The sequence below is a fragment of the Planococcus citreus genome, assembly GCF_003664125.1.
Lineage (GTDB): Bacteria > Bacillota > Bacilli > Bacillales_A > Planococcaceae > Planococcus > Planococcus citreus.
This window is the reverse complement of the sequence record NZ_RCCP01000002.1, coordinates 142,562-161,664: the sequence shown is the minus strand read 5'-3', so window position 1 is coordinate 161,664 and position 19,103 is coordinate 142,562. Positions and strand designations below refer to the sequence as shown.

Below are 19,103 nucleotides of genomic sequence, written 5' to 3'. Positions count from 1 at the left end.
TAGTTTGACGATTGAATCGATGAAGAACATTCAGTTTCCTGAGCGTACATACGAAGAATGGAAACAAGCGGCAGAAGCTGCACTGAAAGGAAAAGATTTTGAAAAGGTGATGAAAACCAGCACCATTGAAGACATCACCCTCGAACCCCTCTATACGAAAGACATGCTTGAGCGATCCGTATCCGATGTGGAAGCACAAGTAGCCGCTGTCCAGAGCGGCAAGTTCGGTCCTTCCTGGATCGTGGCGCAGGAAATCACAGCACATGATGCCGAGGAATTTTTGGCTGTGACAGAAGATGATCTGTCACGAGGAAATGAAGCGGTCGTCTATTCCGGTGCACAGCCATTCGACTGGACCGAAGCGCAGCTCGAACAGCTTGCGGATTTGATCGTCCGCTATCCGATTTATTTCAAGGTAACTGAAGACAACGATCCCATTTTAAAGGTGTTCGATATGCTTCCAGCTGAACAGCAGGCAAAAGTACAAGGTGTCATTTTCACGGAAGAGCCAATTCAGGCACCGGAAAATGTTCGGACAGGCTTGATTGATACTTTGCCGACGCATAACGCCGGCGGGACGATCATCCATGAACTTGGTGTGGCCCTTAGCATGATGGCCGAAGCGCTGGACCAACAGGATTTCGAATCAGCAGCGAAGAGCTTCTGGGTGCGTTTTGCAGTCGACACTCATTTCTTCCAGGAAATTTCCAAAATACGGGCATTCCGCGTATTGTGGCAGGCATTTTGCTCCGCTTACGGAAAACAAGCGCCACGCATCCCGATATTTACGGAAACGTCGGTGCGCTCGTATTCCAAACTGGATTCTTATGTCAATTTGCTGCGGGCAGGCAATGCCACTTTTTCCGCCGTGCTAGCGGGAACGGACGGGCATACTGTGCATCCGCATGATTTCCTGACAGTTCCGACTGGTTCCAGCCGGCGCATCGCACGCAATGTACAATTGGTCATCAAAGAAGAATCCCATGTTTCGCACGTCACCGATGTTGCAGCTGGATCTTATTACATCGAAAGCCTAACGCGCGAATACGTCGATGCCGCATGGAACTATTTCTTGGAAATCCAGGAAGCAGGAGGCTATTCCGAAGTGAAGCGGACTGGCTGGCTAACAGATGACATTCAAGCCAAATGGCTCGATCGCGAACAGCAAGTGGCCAACCGCAAAGCTTCCTTGATCGGCACGAATATCTATGCCAACCCGCAGGAGCCGGTGAAAGACGCCAAAATCGATACCGCCCATTTGGAGTATATGACAGCCAAACGCTTGGCGACGCCGTTTGAGAAATTGCGTGCGAAAAGCCGCGAAACGAGCGTCAAATCGGCCGTTATCTTGTTGGAGCCGTTAAAAGCCGTGAAACCGCAGGCGGATTTTGTGCAAGGCTTCTTATCCGTCGCAGGAATCGAGCCCGAAATCAGCCCGTATCTTTCCTCCGCTGACGAAGTAAACCGTTATATCCGTTCTGAAGAGCTCGACTACGCCGTTTTATGCGGAAGCCGTGAAACACTTGAAAAAACGATTCCGCAACTCGATGCGAAAGCGGCAATTGATGTTGCCGGGAAAATCGATAAGGAAACGTTAAAAAGTTGGGAAGCAAACGGGATCCGCGATTCTCTCTATGCGGGCAAGCCGTTGATCGATAAATTAGAAGCTGTTTTGTCACTTGGAAAGGAGGCGCTGTAAATGACGACACCTGATTTTACGAAAATTGACGTCACAAAACTCGATACGGCTAAATTGGGCGACCGGGATGAGAGCGCTTTTATGACCAACGAAGGCATTGCCGTGAAACCGTTTTATTCTTCGAAAGACTTGAATGAAGAACAAACGAGCTATCCTGGATTTGCGCCGAACGTCCGCGGGCCATACCCGACAATGTATGTATCACGGCCTTGGACAGTGCGCCAGTATGCCGGTTTTTCGACCGCTGAAGAAAGCAACGCCTTCTATCGCCGCAATTTGGCAATGGGCCAAAAAGGCTTGTCCGTGGCATTCGACCTCGCGACGCACCGTGGCTATGATTCCGACCACCCGCGCGTTGTCGGCGATGTCGGTAAAGCCGGGGTAGCCATCGATAGCGTCGAAGACATGAAAATTTTATTTGACGGCATCCCGCTTGACCAAATGTCGGTATCGATGACAATGAATGGCGCAGTTGTGCCGATCATGGCATTTTTCATCGTCGCTGCAGAAGAACAGGGCGTCTCGCCAGAGCAATTGGCGGGCACGATCCAAAACGATATCCTCAAAGAATATATGGTGCGCAACACCTATATCTATCCTCCGGCGATGTCGATGCAGATCATTGCGGATATCTTTAAATACACATCCGATCATATGCCGAAATTCAACTCGATTTCCATTTCGGGCTACCATATCCAAGAAGCGGGCGCTACGGCGGATATCGAGCTTGCCTATACGCTTGCAGACGGCTTGGAATATGTCCGTACCGGTTTGGATGCAGGAATCGACATCGACCAGTTCGCGCCGCGCTTGTCATTTTTCTGGGGCATCGGCATGAACTATTTCATGGAAGTCGCAAAAATGCGGGCTGGGCGCGAAATCTGGGCGAAGATGATGAAGAGCTTCGACCCGCAAAACGCTAAATCCTTGGCGCTCCGCACACACTCCCAAACTTCGGGATGGAGCTTGACGGAGCAGGACCCATTCAATAACGTGACACGTACACTGCTCGAGGCGAATGCCGCGGCGATGGGCCATACGCAATCCTTGCACACCAATGCGCTTGATGAAGCGATTGCCTTACCGACTGATTTCTCCGCTCGCATTGCACGCAATACGCAATTATTCCTTCAAGAAGAGACTTTGATGAACAATACGATCGATCCATGGGGTGGTTCGTATTACGTTGAAAAGCTGACGGAAGAATTGATGGAAAAAGCGTGGACATTGATCGAAGAAGTCGAGGAACTCGGCGGCATGGCAAAAGCCATTGAAACGGGCCTTCCGAAAATGCGCATCGAAGAAGCGGCTGCGAAAAAACAAGCGCAAATCGATTCGAATGAAGAAACAATCATCGGCGTCAACCGCTACCGTCTCGATGAGGAAGACCCGATCGATATTTTGAACATCGACAACACGATGGTGCGTAAAAAGCAGATTGAGCGACTCGATCGGATGCGCGACACGCGCGACCAGAAAAAAGTAGAGAAAGCGTTGCTGGAGCTGACAAAAGCGGCAGAAAGCGGCGAAGACAATATTCTCGCCTGTGCAATTGAAGCGGCTCGACACCGGGCATCACTCGGCGAAATTTCGGATGCCATCGAAAAAGCTTCCGGCAGGCATAAGGCGGTGATCCGTTCCGTGAGCGGTGTATACAGTTCTAACTTCTCCAACCAGGAAGAAATGCAGATCGTCAAACAAATGACGGAGGAATTCATTGAAAACGAAGGCCGCCGCCCGCGTATCCTGATCGCCAAGATGGGCCAGGACGGACACGATCGCGGCGCGAAAGTCATCTCGACCGCATTTGCTGATCTCGGCTTTGATGTAGACATCGGGCCATTGTTCCAAACGCCTGCAGAAACAGCCCAGCAGGCCGCGGAAAACGACGTCCATGTCATCGGCGTCAGCTCGCTTGCAGCTGGCCATATGACACTTGTGCCGGATCTTGCGGCAGAGTTGAAAAAAGTGGGGCGTGAAGACATTTTAATCGTCGTCGGCGGCGTCATCCCGGCACAGGATTACGAATTCCTGCGCAATAACGGCGCAAGCGCGATCTTCGGGCCAGGGACAGTCATCCCGGTTGCCGCCCAAAAAGTCATCGAAGAAATTTACGCGCGCCTCGGGTACGAGGAAGAGGCAGACTGATGGATCGCGAGAAGCAGTCCAGACAAGTCATGTCGGGTGTTTCGGACAAGCATGATGGCATGAAAGCATTGCCAAGGAAAAAATTTAAAAAGCCGGCTGCCAACCAATTTGATTTGGGCGAGCTCGCACACGGCGTGGAAAGCGGATCGCGCTTGCATTTAGGCAAGGCGATCACCTTGCTTGAAAGTACTAACCCCGATCACAAAAAGCGCGGCCAGGAATTATTGAATGCGCTGCTGCCAAAAACGGGCAATAGCATACGCATCGGCATCACCGGCGTTCCAGGAGCCGGCAAAAGCACATTCATCGAAACCTTCGGGACGATGCTGACAGAGCTCGGCCACCGGGTAGCGGTGCTTGCGATCGACCCCAGTTCCTCGCGAACGGGCGGCAGCATACTCGGCGACAAAACGCGCATGGAAGAACTGGCGCGAAACACTAAAGCGTTCATCCGGCCGTCGCCCACTGCAGGAACGCTCGGCGGCGTCCATAAAAAGACGCGTGAGACGATGCTCTTATGCGAAGCGGCAGGCTACGATGTAATCTTGGTCGAAACGGTCGGTGTCGGGCAGAGCGAGACGCTCGTGCGCGGCATGGTTGATATGTTCCTGTTGCTTGTGTTGACGGGTGCTGGAGATGAGTTGCAAGGCATGAAAAAGGGCATCTTGGAATTGGCGGATGCGATGATTGTCCATAAAGCCGACCAAGACAATTTGCCGCTCGCCAAGAAAACCGTGCGGGAATACAAACAGATGCTGCATTTTTTGCAACCGGCGACCGAAGGATGGACGACACGCCCTTTGGCGGTTTCGTCCATTGAAGGAACCGGCATGCAAGAGATCTGGGATATGGTCAAGGATTTTGAACAAACGGTGAAAGAAAGCAGCTATTGGGACACGAGGCGTCAGGAACAGACGCGCGATTGGTTCCATTCGATGATCACCGATGAATTGCTTGGCCGTTTTTACGGCGATCCTGAGCGCAAACAGCAGGTTAAAGACATGGAACAGCGCATTCTCAATGACCGATTGACGGTCTCACAGGCGGTCACAGAACTGTTCAAGTAAGCTTTTTTGCAACTGTGCCGCTGTCCTGATATGATAAGAACAGCAATAATGAAGGAGTGGTACAGATGAGCATGGATTTTAATTTCCTGATGAATGATATTGTTACACAAGCCCGCCAAGAACTAACTGACGGTGGCTATACACAACTTGAAACGGCTGAAGACGTGCAAGAGGCATTCGCAAAACCCGGCACGAGCCTTGTCATGATCAACTCGGTTTGCGGATGTGCAGGCGGCATCGCACGCCCGGCTGCTCTTCACTCGGTCCATTACGACAAACGCCCGGACCACTTGTACACAGTGTTTGCCGGCCAGGATAAAGAAGCAACAGCGCAAGCGCGCGACTTGTTCGGCGATGACCATTTGCCATCGTCACCATCATTTGCTTTCCTGAAAGACGGTAAATTAGTGGATGAAATCGGCCGCCACGAAATCGAAGGGCACGATCCGATGTCGGTCATTACGCATATCCAGTCAATTTTCGAAGAGCATTGCGAAGAAATGTAAGAAAAAATGTAAGAAAAAATGCCCCCGGCAGCGGGGGCATTTTTGTATTTTGAGGGGAGACGCCTATGAAACTGAAACCATACCGCATCGGTTACCGGACCATGAAAACAGCACTCGGCGCCGCCATCGCCATTTATTTGGCCCAGTTGATCGGACTCGAATATTATGTATCTGCCGGCATCTTGACGATCTTGTGCATCCAGCCGACAAAAAAGAAGTCGGTCCGTGCCGCGTTCTCCCGCTTTGTCGCCAGCATGATCGCCATCGTCTTCGCATTCATCTTTTTTGAACTGGGCATGTATAATCCCATCACGCTCGGCATTCTAATCTTGCTGTTCATCCCGGTGCTCGTCAGCCTTGGGTTTTCGGATGGCTTCGTCTCCAGTGCGGTCATTTTGCTTCATTTATACGACGCCAAAAATTTGACCGGCGCATTGTTCCTGAACGAAGTGATGTTGATGATGATTGGTTTCGGTACAGCGTTGATCGTCAACATGTATATGCCGAGCATCGAGAAAAAACTCGAACGCTACCGGGAAGAAGTCGAACGGCTGTATTCGACGATTTTTCGTGAAACGACTATTTACTTGCGCCACGGGGAATCGGGTTGGACCGGTAAGGAATTGATGGAATCGGAAAAGCTGATCGATAAAGCCAAAGCGCTCGCTTATCAGGATGTTGAGAATCACTTGCTGCGACATGAAAACAAGTATTACCATTATTTCGATATGCGCGAGCAGCAGCTTCAAATTATCGAACGCATCTTGCCGAAAATCACGGCGCTCCCGGTGATCGTCGGACAGACCCAGCTTGTTGCGGATTTTTTGGAAGACTTGTCCGAACATGTGCATTCCGGCAATACCGCCGACCAATACATCACCAAATTGGATCGGCTGAAAGCGAATTTCGCAGAGATGCCGCTGCCGGATACGCACGAAAAATTCCTTGCTATGGCGGATCTGAATGCCATCATTCAGGAAATGGAAACTTATCTCGAGATCAAGCAAAGCTATAAAGGCTTCCACAATAAAAAAGGGCTCAACCCAAGCCTAGCCTAAAAAACCGGCCAGAGAAATCACGCTCTGGCCGGTTTTTGTGTGCGCACGAAAAAAAGGGCCCTCTCAGCGCGTAGTTCATGCGCGGAAAGAAGCCCTTCAGCAGATTTCAAATTAAATGACGAAGCTTAAGCCCATCATCAGGCTCGATAGCAGCATCAATCCGACCATTGCGTAGACAATGACTTTACGGAAAGCTTGGTTTCTCATGGATAGCATAGCTCCTTTATTCCTGTACTTTGAAAGAATCATACCACATATGGGCTGATTTTTAAACTGGCAGCGTCGCCATTTTCTTAATATTCGATAACAACTAGAGTTTTTGGCTTTGAATGGGTACAATAAAGAGGAAGCCAAAAAAGGAAGTGAATAAGGATGAAGAAAGTAGATCATATCGGAATCGCTGTAAAAGATTTAGAGCAGGTCCTGCCTTATTACACAGAGACACTTGGGTGTCCGTTGATGAAAATCGAAGAAGTGGAAGGGCAGAAAGTGAAAGTGGCCTTTATCGATGCAGGCAACATCAAGCTGGAACTACTTGAGCCGATGAGCGAAGACAGCCCGATCCACAAATTTATCGAGAAAAAAGGCGAAGGCATCCATCACATCGCGTTCGGTGTCGACGGTATCGAAGAACGGATGTCGGAACTTCGTGAAAACGGTGTCAAATTATTAAGTGACGAACCGAAACCGGGAGCAGGCGGGGCAATGGTTGCCTTTTTACACCCGAAATCGTCAAATGGCGTTTTGTATGAACTGTGCGAAAAGAAGTGATGGAGGAGTGGGGAAATGGACATTTATGAACGCATCAATGAGTTGTATGACAGAAAAAGAGAAATCGAACTAGGCGGTGGTGAAGCCCGCATTGATAAGCAGCACGAAAAAGGCAAACTGACCGCCCGCGAGCGCATCGACTTGTTGCTCGATGAAGGCAGCTTTGTCGAGCTGAGCCCGTTCGTTGAACACCGCACAACCGACTTCGGCATGGGCAAAGGCCCAGGGGAAGGCGTTGTCACTGGCTACGGCAAAGTGAACGGCCGCCCAATCTACCTGTTTTCTCAGGATTTCACCGTTTTCGGCGGTGCGTTGGGTGAAATGCATGCGAAAAAAATCGCTAACGTGATGGATATGGCAGCGAAAAACGGCGCTCCGTTTATCGGCTTGAACGATTCCGGTGGCGCCCGCATCCAGGAAGGCGTGTTATCGCTTGATGGCTATGGCCATATTTTCTACCGCAATTCAATTTATTCAGGAGTCATCCCGCAAATTTCCGTCATTATGGGACCATCTGCAGGCGGAGCGGTCTATTCGCCGGCCATTACCGATTTTGTCTTCATGGTCGACAAAACGAGCCAAATGTTCATCACCGGTCCGAAAGTCATCGAGACGGTCACGGGAGAAAAAATCTCCTCTGAGGATCTCGGAGGATCACGTGTACATACCGCCATCAGCGGAAACGCCCACTTCCGTTCAGGTTCAGAGCAGGAAGTACTCGAAATGGTGCGCCAATTGGTCAGCTATTTGCCGCAGAACAACCAGGAAATGCCGCCGCGCCTTGAAGTCGACAACGAAGACGATTACCGCCCGGATCTGGCTGATATCGTCCCTTACGAAGCGATTCGCCCATACGACGTCCGGAAAGTCGTTGAACAAGTCGTCGACAAGGACAGCTTCATGGAAGTGCAACCGGAATTCGCCCGCAATATCGTGATCGGCCTTGCTCGCATTAAAGGCGAAACGGTCGGGCTTGTGTGCAACCAGCCGAAAGTAATGGTAGGCGGCCTCGATATCGATTCTTCTGATAAAGCAGCGCGGTTCATCCGCTTCTGCGATAGCTTCAATATTCCGCTCATTACCTTTGAAGATGTTACTGGGTTCTTCCCGGGCATTAAACAAGAACACGGCGGCATCATCCGCCACGGGGCGAAAATCCTTTATGCTTATTCGGAAGCGACGGTGCCGAAAATGACCGTCATTTTGCGGAAAGCTTACGGGGGCGCCTATGTGGCACTCAACTCGAAATCAATCGGCGCGGATTTGGTGTTCTCTTGGCCGAATGCCGAAATCGCGGTCATGGGCCCGAACGGCGCAGCGAATATCATCTTCGCCCGTGAAATCGACGCAAGCGACGATCCCGAAGCGACACGTGCAGCGAAAATCGAAGAATACCGCGAGAAATTTGCGAATCCTTACGTCGCAGCGGCACGCGGTATGGTCGATGACGTCATCGACCCGCGTGAAACACGCATCAAACTCATCCAGGCTCTCGAGATGATGCGCCACAAGAAAGACGAACGGCCGAAGAAAAAACACGGCAATATGCCGCTATAAAAGACTTTTTGACCAATCTCTTCCTGTCACAGGGAAGAGATTGATGCGTTTTGCATGAAGTCGACAGGGGCTAAGGCTATAATAGGAACTGGACTAAATGGAATAGAAGAGGAGTTTTTGGAATGAAAACCGATCGCTTATTGGAAGAATTTTTGGAGCTTGTGCAAATTGACTCCGAAACAAAAGAAGAAGCCGCCATTGCGAAAGTATTGACGGAAAAGCTGGAAGCTCTCGGCTTTAGCGTCGTCGAAGACGATTCAAAACAACGCACAGGACATGGTGCAGGAAACCTGGTGGCGACACTTGAAGGCACGAAAAAAGATGCGCCGCCGATTTATTTCACCGTACATATGGATACAGTTGTTCCCGGTAAAGGCATCAAGCCGGAAGTCCGCGACGGCTATGTGTATTCAGACGGCACGACGATTCTGGGCGCTGATGACAAAGCTGGTGTTGCGGCATTATTGGAACTTGCACGCCATTTGTCAGAAGAAAATGTTGAACACGGGGATATCCAATTCCTGATTACAGCTGGTGAAGAAAGCGGTTTGGTCGGGGCGAAAGAATTCGATGCATCCCTATTGAAGGCAAAATTCGGCTATGCAGTCGATAGCGACGGCCAAGTCGGCGGTATTGTGACATCTGCGCCGAACCAAGCGAAATTGTGGACAACGATCTACGGCAAGACGGCGCATGCCGGCGTTGCGCCGGAAAAAGGCGTATCTGCGATCACCATCGCATCAAAAGCGATCGCGCGCATGAAACTCGGGCGCATCGATGAAGAGACGACCGCAAACATCGGCCGTTTCGAAGGCGGTAAAGCGACCAATATCGTTTGCGACGAAGTCCATATCTTGTCTGAAGCCCGCTCGATTAGCGAAGACAAATTGGCAGACCAAACGGCTCACATGGAATCCGTTTTCGAAGAAGTTGCCAAGGAAATGGGCGGACGTGCGGAAACAGACGTCCAGCTCATGTACCCAGGATTCCGTTTTGATGAAATGGACCCTGTCGTAGATATCGCGAAAGCTGCCGCTGAGCGCATCGGCCGCCCATCGCCTGTCCTCACAAGCGGAGGCGGAAGCGATGCCAATATCATCAACGGCCACGGCGTTCCGACGGTCAACCTATGTGTCGGCTATGAAGAAATCCACACAACGAACGAACGCATGCCGGTCCTAGAGCTTGAGAAACTGACCGAGCTCTTGGTCGAAATTGTCAAAGAAGCAGCCACGCGTTAATCAAACCATATCAACTGCCTCGACAGGCCATTACACAGGGCTTATCGGGGCAGTTTTTTAGTACTGGAGAGACGCTTTAAGGGGACACTTTAGGCCTGCAGGATGCGAGTTATGCAGCCGATGCGACAGGTCGTCACTATTTTAAAGATGGATAGTAGAGAGGTGAGTGGAAAAGATTGCGCTGCAAGGGGCACGCTTGGGGCTCGCAGGATGCGAGTCATGCAGCTGATGCGACAGGACGTCGCGCTTTCAGCTGCCCGGGGATGGGGCAGGTGTTGAGACGCTTCTCTCACTGATATGGAAAGCGTTGCTCCCACATCTGCAAGCAGATGCGTCGCAAATGAATGGACTTGGCTTCCCCTCGCCATCCATTCGCCCCTTTCCGCTTCATCTCTAGTTTTAGAAAGTAAGTCAAATGCATCTGACAATGGAATTAATTTGAATAGTTTTGTTCAGCTTTGTAAGTTCAAATTGAATAGTCACGGCAACTTCATAACCATCAAGTCTAGCTAAGCGTCCCCACCAGTGGATGAATTCAAACGAAAAGACACATCATCGCATGCAATATCCAATGAAATATTAAAGCCGAACCGCGCACACGGGCGAGCCGAAGCAATAAGACAAGTGTTCTTCTTGGCTTATTGTGAGAGGCCAGCCCAAAGCGGGAGGCGGCTATTCAAAGATGAAAAAAACAACGGTCAGCACACCACGCTTACAAGTCCAACTAAGCACTAATTTTATTTAGCAAAGTTTAATAAATCTAGCACAAATCCATTGGAACTGGAAAGGGTGAACAGGATGCCTGTTCGCCTTTTTTTTGATACACTGAAAGAAAAAGGAAAGCGAAGCGATTGTTATGGCGGGGCGAGTTATTTTCCACATTGATATGAATAGCTTTTATGCATCCGTCGAGCAGGCGCACGATCCGTCGCTGAAAGGAAAAGCTCTGGCGATTGCGGGAAATCCGAAAGAGCGCAAGGGCATTATCGTCACCTGTTCTTACGAGGCGCGGGCGCATGGCATTTATACGACGATGCAAGTGCATGAGGCGAAGAAGAAATACCCCGGGCTCTTGCTGATGCCGCCGAACTTCGATCGCTACCGGGAAGCATCGCGGCAAATGTTCGAGATCTTGCGCACCTATACCGATGCCGTCGAGCCAGTGTCGATCGATGAAGCCTATATCGACGTGACGGAACTCTCGGCTGACCAGCATCCGGTGGACATTGCAGAAGAGTTGCAGCAGCGCATCCTGAAAGAACTCGACTTGCCGTGTTCCATCGGCATCGCGCCGAATAAATTCCTGGCCAAAACGGCGTCCGATATGAAAAAGCCGCTTGGCATCACTATCCTCAGAAAGCGCGATATCCAGCGCATCCTATGGCCAAGAGAAGTTATTGAAATGCACGGCATCGGTGAAAGTACCGCGAAAAAGCTCAATAGCTTGAAGCTTTATACAATCGGCGATTTGGCGAATGCGCCGGAGGGCTTGATTAAGGAGAAGATGGGGAAAAACGGCGTGCGGCTGCAGGCGCGTGCCAGAGGAGAAGATAGCCGCGAAGTCGACCCGGATTCAATCTATGACCGCAAAAGTGTCGGCACGTCGACAACTTTGCCGTTCGATGAAACCGACTTGGAAAGCTTACAGAAAATCTTCAAGACTTTAAGCTCGAAAGTCGCCGCCAGGCTGCATGCGAAAAACTTGGCAGGCCCAACCGTCAGCATTCAAACGCGCAGCGCCGACTGGAAAAACCGCACCCGCAGCGTCACCTTGAACAATACCGTGTGGAAAGAGCAAGACATCATGGTACAGGCGTGGCAATTATTTGAGACGCATTGGAACGGCGAACCGCTACGGCTTGTTGGCGTGACCGTCTCAAATGTCGTCGATAAGGGCGACATGACCGAGCAATTATCACTCTTTAATTTCGAGGAGCATGCGAAAGATGAACCGATTCTGGATTTGGTTGCCAAACTCGAAAGCCGTTTTGGCAAAGGCTCTGTCTCTAGAGGAATTCCGTATCATCAGTCGAAGCATGACGCACAAACCAGCTTAAGCAAAGATTTTTTGAGTGACCATGAGAGGAAGAAACGCTAATGCAAGTATTATTTTTAGGAACAGGGGCGGGCATGCCGTCGAAACAGCGCAATACTTCGGCGCTCGCCTTGAAATTACATGAAGAGCGAGGAGCTGTCTGGCTGTTTGATTGCGGGGAAGCGGTCCAGCACCAGATCCTCGAAACGAGCCTCAAGCCGAGAAAAATCGAAAAGATTTTCATTACCCATATGCACGGTGACCATATTTTCGGCTTGCCGGGGCTATTGGGCTCGCGATCGTTCCAAGGCGGCGATGAGCCGCTCGACCTATACGGCCCAAAAGAGCTGAAGGAATACGTGGAAATGACCTTGCGCTTGAGCCGGACACATTTGACTTACCCGATTCGTTTCCATGAAGTAAAAGAAGGTATCATCTTTGAAGACGACACGATGACCGTCGAAGCGGGCCTCCTGGCGCACGTCATTCCGACTTACGGCTATCGCATCAAGCAAAAACCGCTATTGCCGAAGCTCGATATGGACAAAGCAAAACAGCTCGGTGTACCGAAGGGCCCGCTGCTTGCCAAGTTAAAGGCGGGCGAAACCGTAGAACTTGAGGATGGCCGAAAAGTGGAATCCAAAGAAGTGACCGACCCGGCAGAACCCGGCTTTACGGTCGCGATTCTCGGTGATACCCAGTACTGCCTAAAGTCGGAACAATTATCGCAAGATGCCGACCTAGTCGTCCATGAAGCGACGTTCGACGGCGAAACGGAAAAACTCGCTAAGGAATACGGCCATTCGACGACTTTGGATGCGGCCAATGTGGCAAGACGAGCCCGAGCTCAAAAACTCATCGTCAATCATATGAGTGCGAGGTTTATGCCAGAACATGAAAAAGAGTTATTGAAAAGCATGCGGCAAGTCCACGAGGACAGCGAAATCGCCCACGACTTTGATGAATTTGGATGGAATAAAAAAGAGCGTAAAATGATGAAAATTCTAGATAACTGACATAATACGCGTTTTCCGGTTGTTTTCGATAAGATCGAATAAAGCAGCAAGGAAGACGTCTTTTATTAGCGAAAGGAAGTGCGGAATATGGATTTCCATACAGTGATGCAAGAACTGGAAGCCCTTGGGAAAGAACGGACGAAGAATATGTACCTGTCGAGCGGGGCAAAAGAACCGGTATTCGGCGTAGCCACAGGCGCGATGAAGCCGATCGCCAAGCAAATCAAAATTGACCAGCCTTTAGCAGAAGAGTTGTATGCGACTGGCAATTACGACGCCATGTATTTTGCGGGCATTATCGCTGACCCGAAAGCGATGACAGAAACTGACTTCGACCGCTGGATGGACGGGGCTTACTTCTATATGCTGTCGGATTATGTCGTGGCGGTTACCTTGTCGGAATCCGATATCGCGCAGCAAGTTGCTGATAAATGGATTGCAAGCGGCGATGAGCTGAGAATGTCTGCTGGCTGGAGCTGTTATTGTTGGCTTCTCGGCAACCGCAAGGACAGTGAATTCTCGGAAGACAAAATTTCCGCCATGCTCGATACGGTGAAAGAAACGATCCACGAATCCCCTGAACGGACGAAAGCATCGATGAATAATTTTCTCTACACCGTCGGCATTTCCTATAAGCCCTTGAGCAAAAAGGCTGCCGAAACCGCAAAAGCTGTCGGCAGAGTCGAGCTCAAACGGGAAAATAAGAAACCGACTCAGCTATATGCCTATGACAGCATCCAGCAAGGCTTGGAGAAGGGGCGTCTTGGATTTAAGCGCAAATTTGTTAGGTGTTGATTGCAGCGTTTAGGGTTGAATAAACAATAAAACTGCAAGTTGTTTGTGGTACAATATGATTTAAATGGTAATTTAAAGGAGAATGTAATCATGGCAAATGAAACCAAAACACTGGCAGGACTCAATTTGAACTTCTGGAAACAGGATGAACATACGATTCATATGTCTATCAAAAACCCGCATGCCGGAAAAGATTCATGGCTTACGAGCATTGAACATACCGATAAGCATGAAGGGACGCAAATGGCTCGTACACATAATAATTTGTTCAGAGACTTAAAATCAATTCTTGAAGAAAACGGCAAGTGGTAAGAAAACCTTCGTGATGAGTAAGCGAAAAACCTAGATGGCTGGCATGATAAATGCCGCATTTGGGTTTTTTTCTTTGCTCTCAATTCTCTCTGTCATTTGCCGACCATAAGCGCTGTGGGGCCATCTCTTTTTTCATCACTTTGATTTCCAGAATGTGTTATATGGTAAAATAAGTTGACATAAAATTCTTACATATCAATAGACCATTCAGAAAGCAGGAAAATCGATGGAACTGCGCCCGCGATTTTCAATATATATACAAAAGGGGAAATAGTGTTGGCGGATTTGGTTTTTGCGTCGCTTGGCGCTTTATTGTGCAGTTCAACGGTTGTTTACTATATAAAAAGAAAAGCCGAGGATTTTTATTTAGTGGTCATTACCACTGCACTATTTGGTTTGCTCTGCCTAATGCTTATATTTTGGACCGTACAAGACATGATTGCGATTAAGAACGGTGATTTCGAAACTGAAAGTGGCAATTGTAGCATTACAAAATTTGAAACGAGCGGAAGAACTCATATAGAAGAAATCCATATTGAATTAAATGGGAAAGTGATTTTTTGGAGACATTTCAGAATTCGACTCTGTCAGACTTGGTGATTACCCCTGTAAGGTTGAATACATTGAACAAACGATGACTTTATACTCTATTGAAGAACTGTCCGCAGATGACTAAAAAACCCATTAAGACTTGGTGGTAAGGAGTGACATGCTTTGAAGAGGGGAATCAGTTTTGAATTGCCGAATGACTATGGAAGTTTTTTTAAAGACATCCTTCATCCAATAAACATTAAAGCCTTTAAGTGGCACATAGACAATGTAGAAGCTTTTGCAAGCAGGAATGGAAGTCATACGAACGATCTGTTTCCACATAATACAGAGCAACTGACAGGTTCAGAGCTGAAGGAAGTAATCGAAACCGAACGAGCTTACGTGATCTTTGCAGAACTTCGCGCTTTTCAGGGGCCTGTTACTTCACATCCAGAAACTTACGAGGAGTTTGCTGCAAGCGACTGTCAATTGGTCCTGCTAATTGTCGATACAATCTATACGACGATCTATTGCAAAGATCAGCAAATGCTCCATGCGCTCTATGAGAACGCACACAGTTTTGGTTTTCGGGATTTGGAATATTTAAATGAACAAAACGATGCGCGTACAAGACTTTCAGTGTGGTGAGTGAGGAGGGTATCGATGGCTGAGCGAATTGAGGAACAAGTTCTATATACCATAGAGAAAAAAGAAACTGGGTCTGTGCAGATAGTTGATGCAGATTAGACAGAAGATGATGGGTTAGCTATTATTTTTGAGAAGAACAAACAATCATGGATTCAGTTAAATGGCGTAGATGTAAAGCTAGGCATTCAAAGAAACTTCCACAGTATTCGATGGATTGATTCAGCAAATTTAATCGTGAGTGCGCTTTCTGACTTCCCCATCAAAGAAAGCAGCAGATTGGAACAATTGATTATAAATAGAGAAGGCAAGATTATAGAAACCCTTTACGCAGGGGAATATGTGGCAGATCAAATTGCCTGCAAAGAAGGCATCTGGTTCAGTTATTATGATGAAGGAATATTTGGCGGTGGGATTGATAAAGAAGTCTTGATATTGAAGGATTTATCGGGTAAGACTGTTTTCAGGTATCATAGCGATTTACTTGATCGGCCGGATATAGATGACTGTTATGCAATCTGTAAAGGGAAGGGCAGGGAACTTTGGTTGTTCCCATATCCGACTTTTCAATTAGTTGCCGTTGACCCACATAAGCGGGGCTTGTGGTTGTTTAATGTTCCGGAAATGCTCCACGGTTCAGCTGGACTTTGTGTTCGCGGGGCTTATGCGTACTTTTATAATCCTTACGATAGCAACGGGAAATTGTATCAGCTGAAAATAGGAACTAGTCAATTAGAGTTGCTAGGGACATTTTCAGGGCGTCTTAGAGGAATGCCTCCTTCAGAACAGGCCCACTTTATTTCAATTGAAGAGAGCGCCGTGAAATTATACGAAATACAAAACGAGGATGAATAAATATATTCATAAAAACTTCATCATAAAAGGAGGACCATTATGAACGCATTAGTGATCGGTGCAACAGGAGCGACAGGAAAAGACCTTGTAGAGCAATTGAAGAAAGATGATTCATTTGAAAGAGTCGATGTATTCGTAAGGCGTCCACTGGATATTCAGCATGATAAATTAACGGTCCATGTCATCGATTTTGACCGGACGGATGCGTGGCACAACTTGGTGAAAGGGGATGTGCTGTTTTCCTGTTTGGGCACGACAATTAAAGCGGCAGGAAGCAAAGAGGAGCAATGGAAAGTAGATTATGGCTATCAATATGAATTTGCAAAAGCCGCAAAAGAAAATGGAGTCGACCGGTATGTATTGGTATCAGCTGAGTTTGCTTCGCCAAAAGCCCGCAGCTTTTACTCAAAGATGAAGGGGCAGTTGGAGGAAGCGGTCAAAGAGCTAGGCTTTCCCAAGTTAACCATCATCAAGCCGCCGATCTTAATGAGGAAGGGAAGCGACCGCACCTTCGAAGTGCTGGGCTTAAAAGCTATTCAATTCATGAATAAAGCAGGATTATTCCGCTCCCAACAGCCACTTCCCACTGAAGAATTGGCTATGGCGATGATCAACTCTGCGAAACGAACACAAGGTGATAATGAACCATTGATAGGGACAGCCATACGCGAACGCGCGTCTTTAAAATTCGATTGAATATAACCACTTAAAAACGGAAATGAATATCTTTATTCAATTTCTCATTGAGTGAAGGAGGTGTGCTAGTGAAAAGGAAAATCGGGTTTCTGGCTTTTCTGGTTTTTATTGCAGTTTCCATTTATTTGGTTATTCAATATTATTCAGATGAACCAAGTGAGCAAACGGGAAATGCTAGCATTCCACAAAGCAACACTAGCTACGACATTGAGCTCGATATGAGAGAAGCAGGAATTTTCCAGGTTTCTGCAGACATCCTAATTACAAATAACTCACAGGAAAGTTGGGCAGACATCGCGTTCCACTTTGTCCCCAACGCTATGAATACAGAAATGACTAATGGTTATTCAGGAGAACCAGCGGATGTAGAAGTGAATTCAATCACTTCGAGTGAAGATGAATTGCGATATGAATTGGATAGTGATGGTTTATTCATCGAACTGGAATCGGATTTAACACCAGGCGAGCAACAAGCTGTCACGATTGAATACACACTCACCTTACCTGAAAACGGCATGCGCTTGGCGCGGGTGGAAAACAATTATTACTTAGCTCATTGGTATCCGATGCTTGCTGAATATGACGGGGGCTGGCAAATCAATGACTATGATCCCAAAGGAGAATCCTATGAAACGGGGTACGACGATTATACGGTCACTTATCAATTGCCGGGCGATTACTTAATTGCCACTTCTGCACCAGACGGTAAGGCAGAGGCCAGTTCATCTGGAACCTTAACTGGAGAAGCCATCAAGGATTTTTATACGGCGTTTTTGGATCCAGCCGATTGGCAAGTCGCAGAACGCACGTCTGGAAATACCGAGTTGCGTGTGTTTGTGCCGGCTGAGTCGGAAATCCTGGAGAAGACGGCTGAACTGTCAGTCGAAGCATTTGCTTATTTTGAAGAAAACATTGGCGATTATCCGTTTGCTGAACTGGATTTGATTGCGAATGACGGCTATATGGAATACCCAAATATTGTGGAAGTACCGATGGACGAAGACTTGCTTGATTCGATCTTGGTACACGAAATAGCCCATCAATGGTTTTACTATTTGGTCGCCAATGACCCATACGAAAACGCTTGGCTCGATGAGAGTTTGACCGAGTTTAGCACCGGTTTGTTTCTTAGCGACTATTACGGTGATGAGGATAGCGGTTTTCAAAATGCAAAGGCTTATGAAGAATCTTACGAAACGGAAACCTATGCTGATTTGGCGCTTGATGAATTTGACACTCCGGCCTATTATGCGACCGTCTATGGCAAAGTTCCTTTATTGCTGAAAGGCTTTTTCGACGAGCGCGGCGGAAACGGGGCTGCACTGGAGTTTCTAGCGGATTATTACGAAGAGTTTCAATTTCAACGGGTGACAAAACAACAATTCAGGGAGTTCTTTGAAACTTATTTTGAAGGGGACCAGCAGGCATTTTTGGATAGTTGGCTTCAATAAGATAATCATGCTTTTGAAGACGGGGAACTTAGCTGAAATCGGGCGGGTTCTCCGTTTGTCGTTTATGGAACGTCCGTTTAATGAAGCAAAGGCCGGGTATTTGGAGAATACATGAAGCATCCGGAGGGGATTTAAAATGCTGGATACGATTTTATTCGATGGCTGGAAAAGCGTGCTGCGCATCGCGATCATGTGTATGCTGGCGTATCCTTTTCTCATCGTCCTGTTGAGGTTTTTTGGAAAACGCAGCTTAAGCAATGTGAACATCTTTGATTTCGTTATCACCGTCACCTACGGGGCCACACTTGGCAGCATCATCACCAGTGACAAAATGTCTTTTGCAGACGGCGTGGTTGTCTTGTTTATGCTCACATTGCTGCAGTATATCGTTTCAAAACTGTCGGTGAATTCCAAAGGGTTCGCTGATTTGATCAAGGCCAATCCGAGTTTCATTTATCATGACGGTAAGTTTTACGAGAAAAGCATGCACAAGCACCGCATTCGAAAAGACGATTTGCGCGGCAAAGTCCGCCAGCAGGGCTTGAGCTCCTTTGAACAAGTGGAAGCGATCGTGTTAGAAGGAGATGGTTCATTGTCGATTATCAAAAAGGGGGATACTCAGTCAAAAGATGCCCTCGAAGGCGTTGAACGTTCCGATGCTTGAAACTATCTCTATATAAATGGAGCTATTGCTCATCATCCCGCTTTTGGACACGAGAG

Annotated in this window: 19 protein-coding genes; 18 read left to right on the top strand and 1 reads right to left on the bottom strand. The window is 48.1% G+C overall.

Going from position 1 to position 19,103, the window contains the following annotated elements; genetic code table 11:
- Nucleotides 1-4 precede the first annotated feature (4 nt).
- The 5 genes from DFR62_RS09020 to DFR62_RS09000 all read left to right on the top strand — a co-directional run bounded on the left by DFR62_RS09020 (nucleotide 5) and on the right by DFR62_RS09000 (nucleotide 6,478).
- Nucleotides 5-1,699: a methylmalonyl-CoA mutase family protein gene (locus DFR62_RS09020; RefSeq protein ID WP_121299914.1), complete on the top strand. Its 1,695-nt coding sequence runs from the start codon at nucleotides 5-7 to the stop codon at nucleotides 1,697-1,699.
- The gene (scpA, locus tag DFR62_RS09015; RefSeq protein ID WP_121299913.1) at nucleotides 1,700-3,847 is read left to right on the top strand and encodes a methylmalonyl-CoA mutase; all 2,148 of its coding nucleotides are present in this window, start codon (nucleotides 1,700-1,702) and stop codon (nucleotides 3,845-3,847) included.
- Entirely contained in the window at nucleotides 3,847-4,914 is a 1,068-nt protein-coding gene (gene meaB, locus DFR62_RS09010) for a methylmalonyl Co-A mutase-associated GTPase MeaB (protein ID WP_121299911.1), read from the top strand. The genes scpA and meaB overlap by 1 nt, the downstream gene beginning before the upstream one ends.
- A 65-nt stretch (nucleotides 4,915-4,979) precedes the next feature.
- Nucleotides 4,980-5,420, top strand: a complete 441-nt coding sequence (locus tag DFR62_RS09005; RefSeq protein ID WP_058380854.1) for a BrxA/BrxB family bacilliredoxin — start codon at nucleotides 4,980-4,982, stop codon at nucleotides 5,418-5,420.
- Nucleotides 5,421-5,485: 65 nt separating this feature from the next.
- Nucleotides 5,486-6,478: an aromatic acid exporter family protein gene (locus tag DFR62_RS09000; RefSeq protein WP_175578523.1), complete on the top strand. Its 993-nt coding sequence runs from the start codon at nucleotides 5,486-5,488 to the stop codon at nucleotides 6,476-6,478.
- A 111-nt stretch (nucleotides 6,479-6,589) separates the two neighbouring features.
- Here DFR62_RS09000 and prli42 read toward each other — a convergent pair whose 3' ends face one another.
- Nucleotides 6,590-6,685, bottom strand: coding sequence for a stressosome-associated protein Prli42 (gene prli42 / locus DFR62_RS17365; RefSeq protein WP_156889046.1), 96 nt, complete (start codon nucleotides 6,683-6,685; stop codon nucleotides 6,590-6,592).
- A gap of 165 nt (nucleotides 6,686-6,850) precedes the next feature.
- Between prli42 and mce the strand changes: the two genes are divergently transcribed.
- From mce to DFR62_RS08935, 13 genes are all read left to right on the top strand, one after another.
- Nucleotides 6,851-7,249, top strand: a complete 399-nt coding sequence (mce, locus tag DFR62_RS08995; RefSeq protein ID WP_121299909.1) for a methylmalonyl-CoA epimerase — start codon at nucleotides 6,851-6,853, stop codon at nucleotides 7,247-7,249.
- A gap of 15 nt (nucleotides 7,250-7,264) precedes the next feature.
- The gene (locus DFR62_RS08990) at nucleotides 7,265-8,806 is read left to right on the top strand and encodes an acyl-CoA carboxylase subunit beta (protein WP_121299907.1); all 1,542 of its coding nucleotides are present in this window, start codon (nucleotides 7,265-7,267) and stop codon (nucleotides 8,804-8,806) included.
- A 122-nt stretch (nucleotides 8,807-8,928) separates the two neighbouring features.
- Nucleotides 8,929-10,047, top strand: coding sequence for a M20/M25/M40 family metallo-hydrolase (locus DFR62_RS08985; RefSeq protein ID WP_121299905.1), 1,119 nt, complete (start codon nucleotides 8,929-8,931; stop codon nucleotides 10,045-10,047).
- 856 nt (nucleotides 10,048-10,903) lie between these two features.
- Nucleotides 10,904-12,145: a DNA polymerase IV gene (locus tag DFR62_RS08980; RefSeq protein ID WP_121299903.1), complete on the top strand. Its 1,242-nt coding sequence runs from the start codon at nucleotides 10,904-10,906 to the stop codon at nucleotides 12,143-12,145.
- The gene (rnz, locus tag DFR62_RS08975) at nucleotides 12,145-13,098 is read left to right on the top strand and encodes a ribonuclease Z (RefSeq protein WP_121299901.1); all 954 of its coding nucleotides are present in this window, start codon (nucleotides 12,145-12,147) and stop codon (nucleotides 13,096-13,098) included. Before DFR62_RS08980 ends, rnz begins: the two co-directional genes overlap by 1 nt.
- Before the next feature lie 87 nt (nucleotides 13,099-13,185).
- A complete protein-coding gene (locus DFR62_RS08970) occupies nucleotides 13,186-13,893 on the top strand; it encodes a DNA alkylation repair protein (protein WP_121299899.1) in 708 nt (235 codons plus the stop codon).
- Nucleotides 13,894-13,983: 90 nt separating this feature from the next.
- Complete coding sequence (locus tag DFR62_RS08965; protein ID WP_058380847.1) at nucleotides 13,984-14,205, top strand: hypothetical protein; 222 nt, start codon at nucleotides 13,984-13,986, stop codon at nucleotides 14,203-14,205.
- 276 nt (nucleotides 14,206-14,481) lie between these two features.
- A complete protein-coding gene (locus tag DFR62_RS08960; protein ID WP_121299897.1) occupies nucleotides 14,482-14,805 on the top strand; it encodes a hypothetical protein in 324 nt (107 codons plus the stop codon).
- A 114-nt stretch (nucleotides 14,806-14,919) separates the two neighbouring features.
- The gene (locus DFR62_RS08955; RefSeq protein WP_121299895.1) at nucleotides 14,920-15,384 is read left to right on the top strand and encodes a DUF2691 family protein; all 465 of its coding nucleotides are present in this window, start codon (nucleotides 14,920-14,922) and stop codon (nucleotides 15,382-15,384) included.
- A 276-nt stretch (nucleotides 15,385-15,660) separates the two neighbouring features.
- Nucleotides 15,661-16,236, top strand: coding sequence for a TetR family transcriptional regulator (locus DFR62_RS08950; RefSeq protein WP_121299893.1), 576 nt, complete (start codon nucleotides 15,661-15,663; stop codon nucleotides 16,234-16,236).
- Between the two features lie 39 nt (nucleotides 16,237-16,275).
- Nucleotides 16,276-16,932: an NAD(P)H-binding protein gene (locus tag DFR62_RS08945; RefSeq protein WP_121299891.1), complete on the top strand. Its 657-nt coding sequence runs from the start codon at nucleotides 16,276-16,278 to the stop codon at nucleotides 16,930-16,932.
- A gap of 68 nt (nucleotides 16,933-17,000) precedes the next feature.
- Nucleotides 17,001-18,383, top strand: coding sequence for a M1 family metallopeptidase (locus DFR62_RS08940; RefSeq protein ID WP_121299889.1), 1,383 nt, complete (start codon nucleotides 17,001-17,003; stop codon nucleotides 18,381-18,383).
- Nucleotides 18,384-18,519: 136 nt separating this feature from the next.
- Nucleotides 18,520-19,047, top strand: a complete 528-nt coding sequence (locus DFR62_RS08935; protein ID WP_121299887.1) for a DUF421 domain-containing protein — start codon at nucleotides 18,520-18,522, stop codon at nucleotides 19,045-19,047.
- The last annotated feature ends 56 nt before the right edge of the window (nucleotides 19,048-19,103 follow it).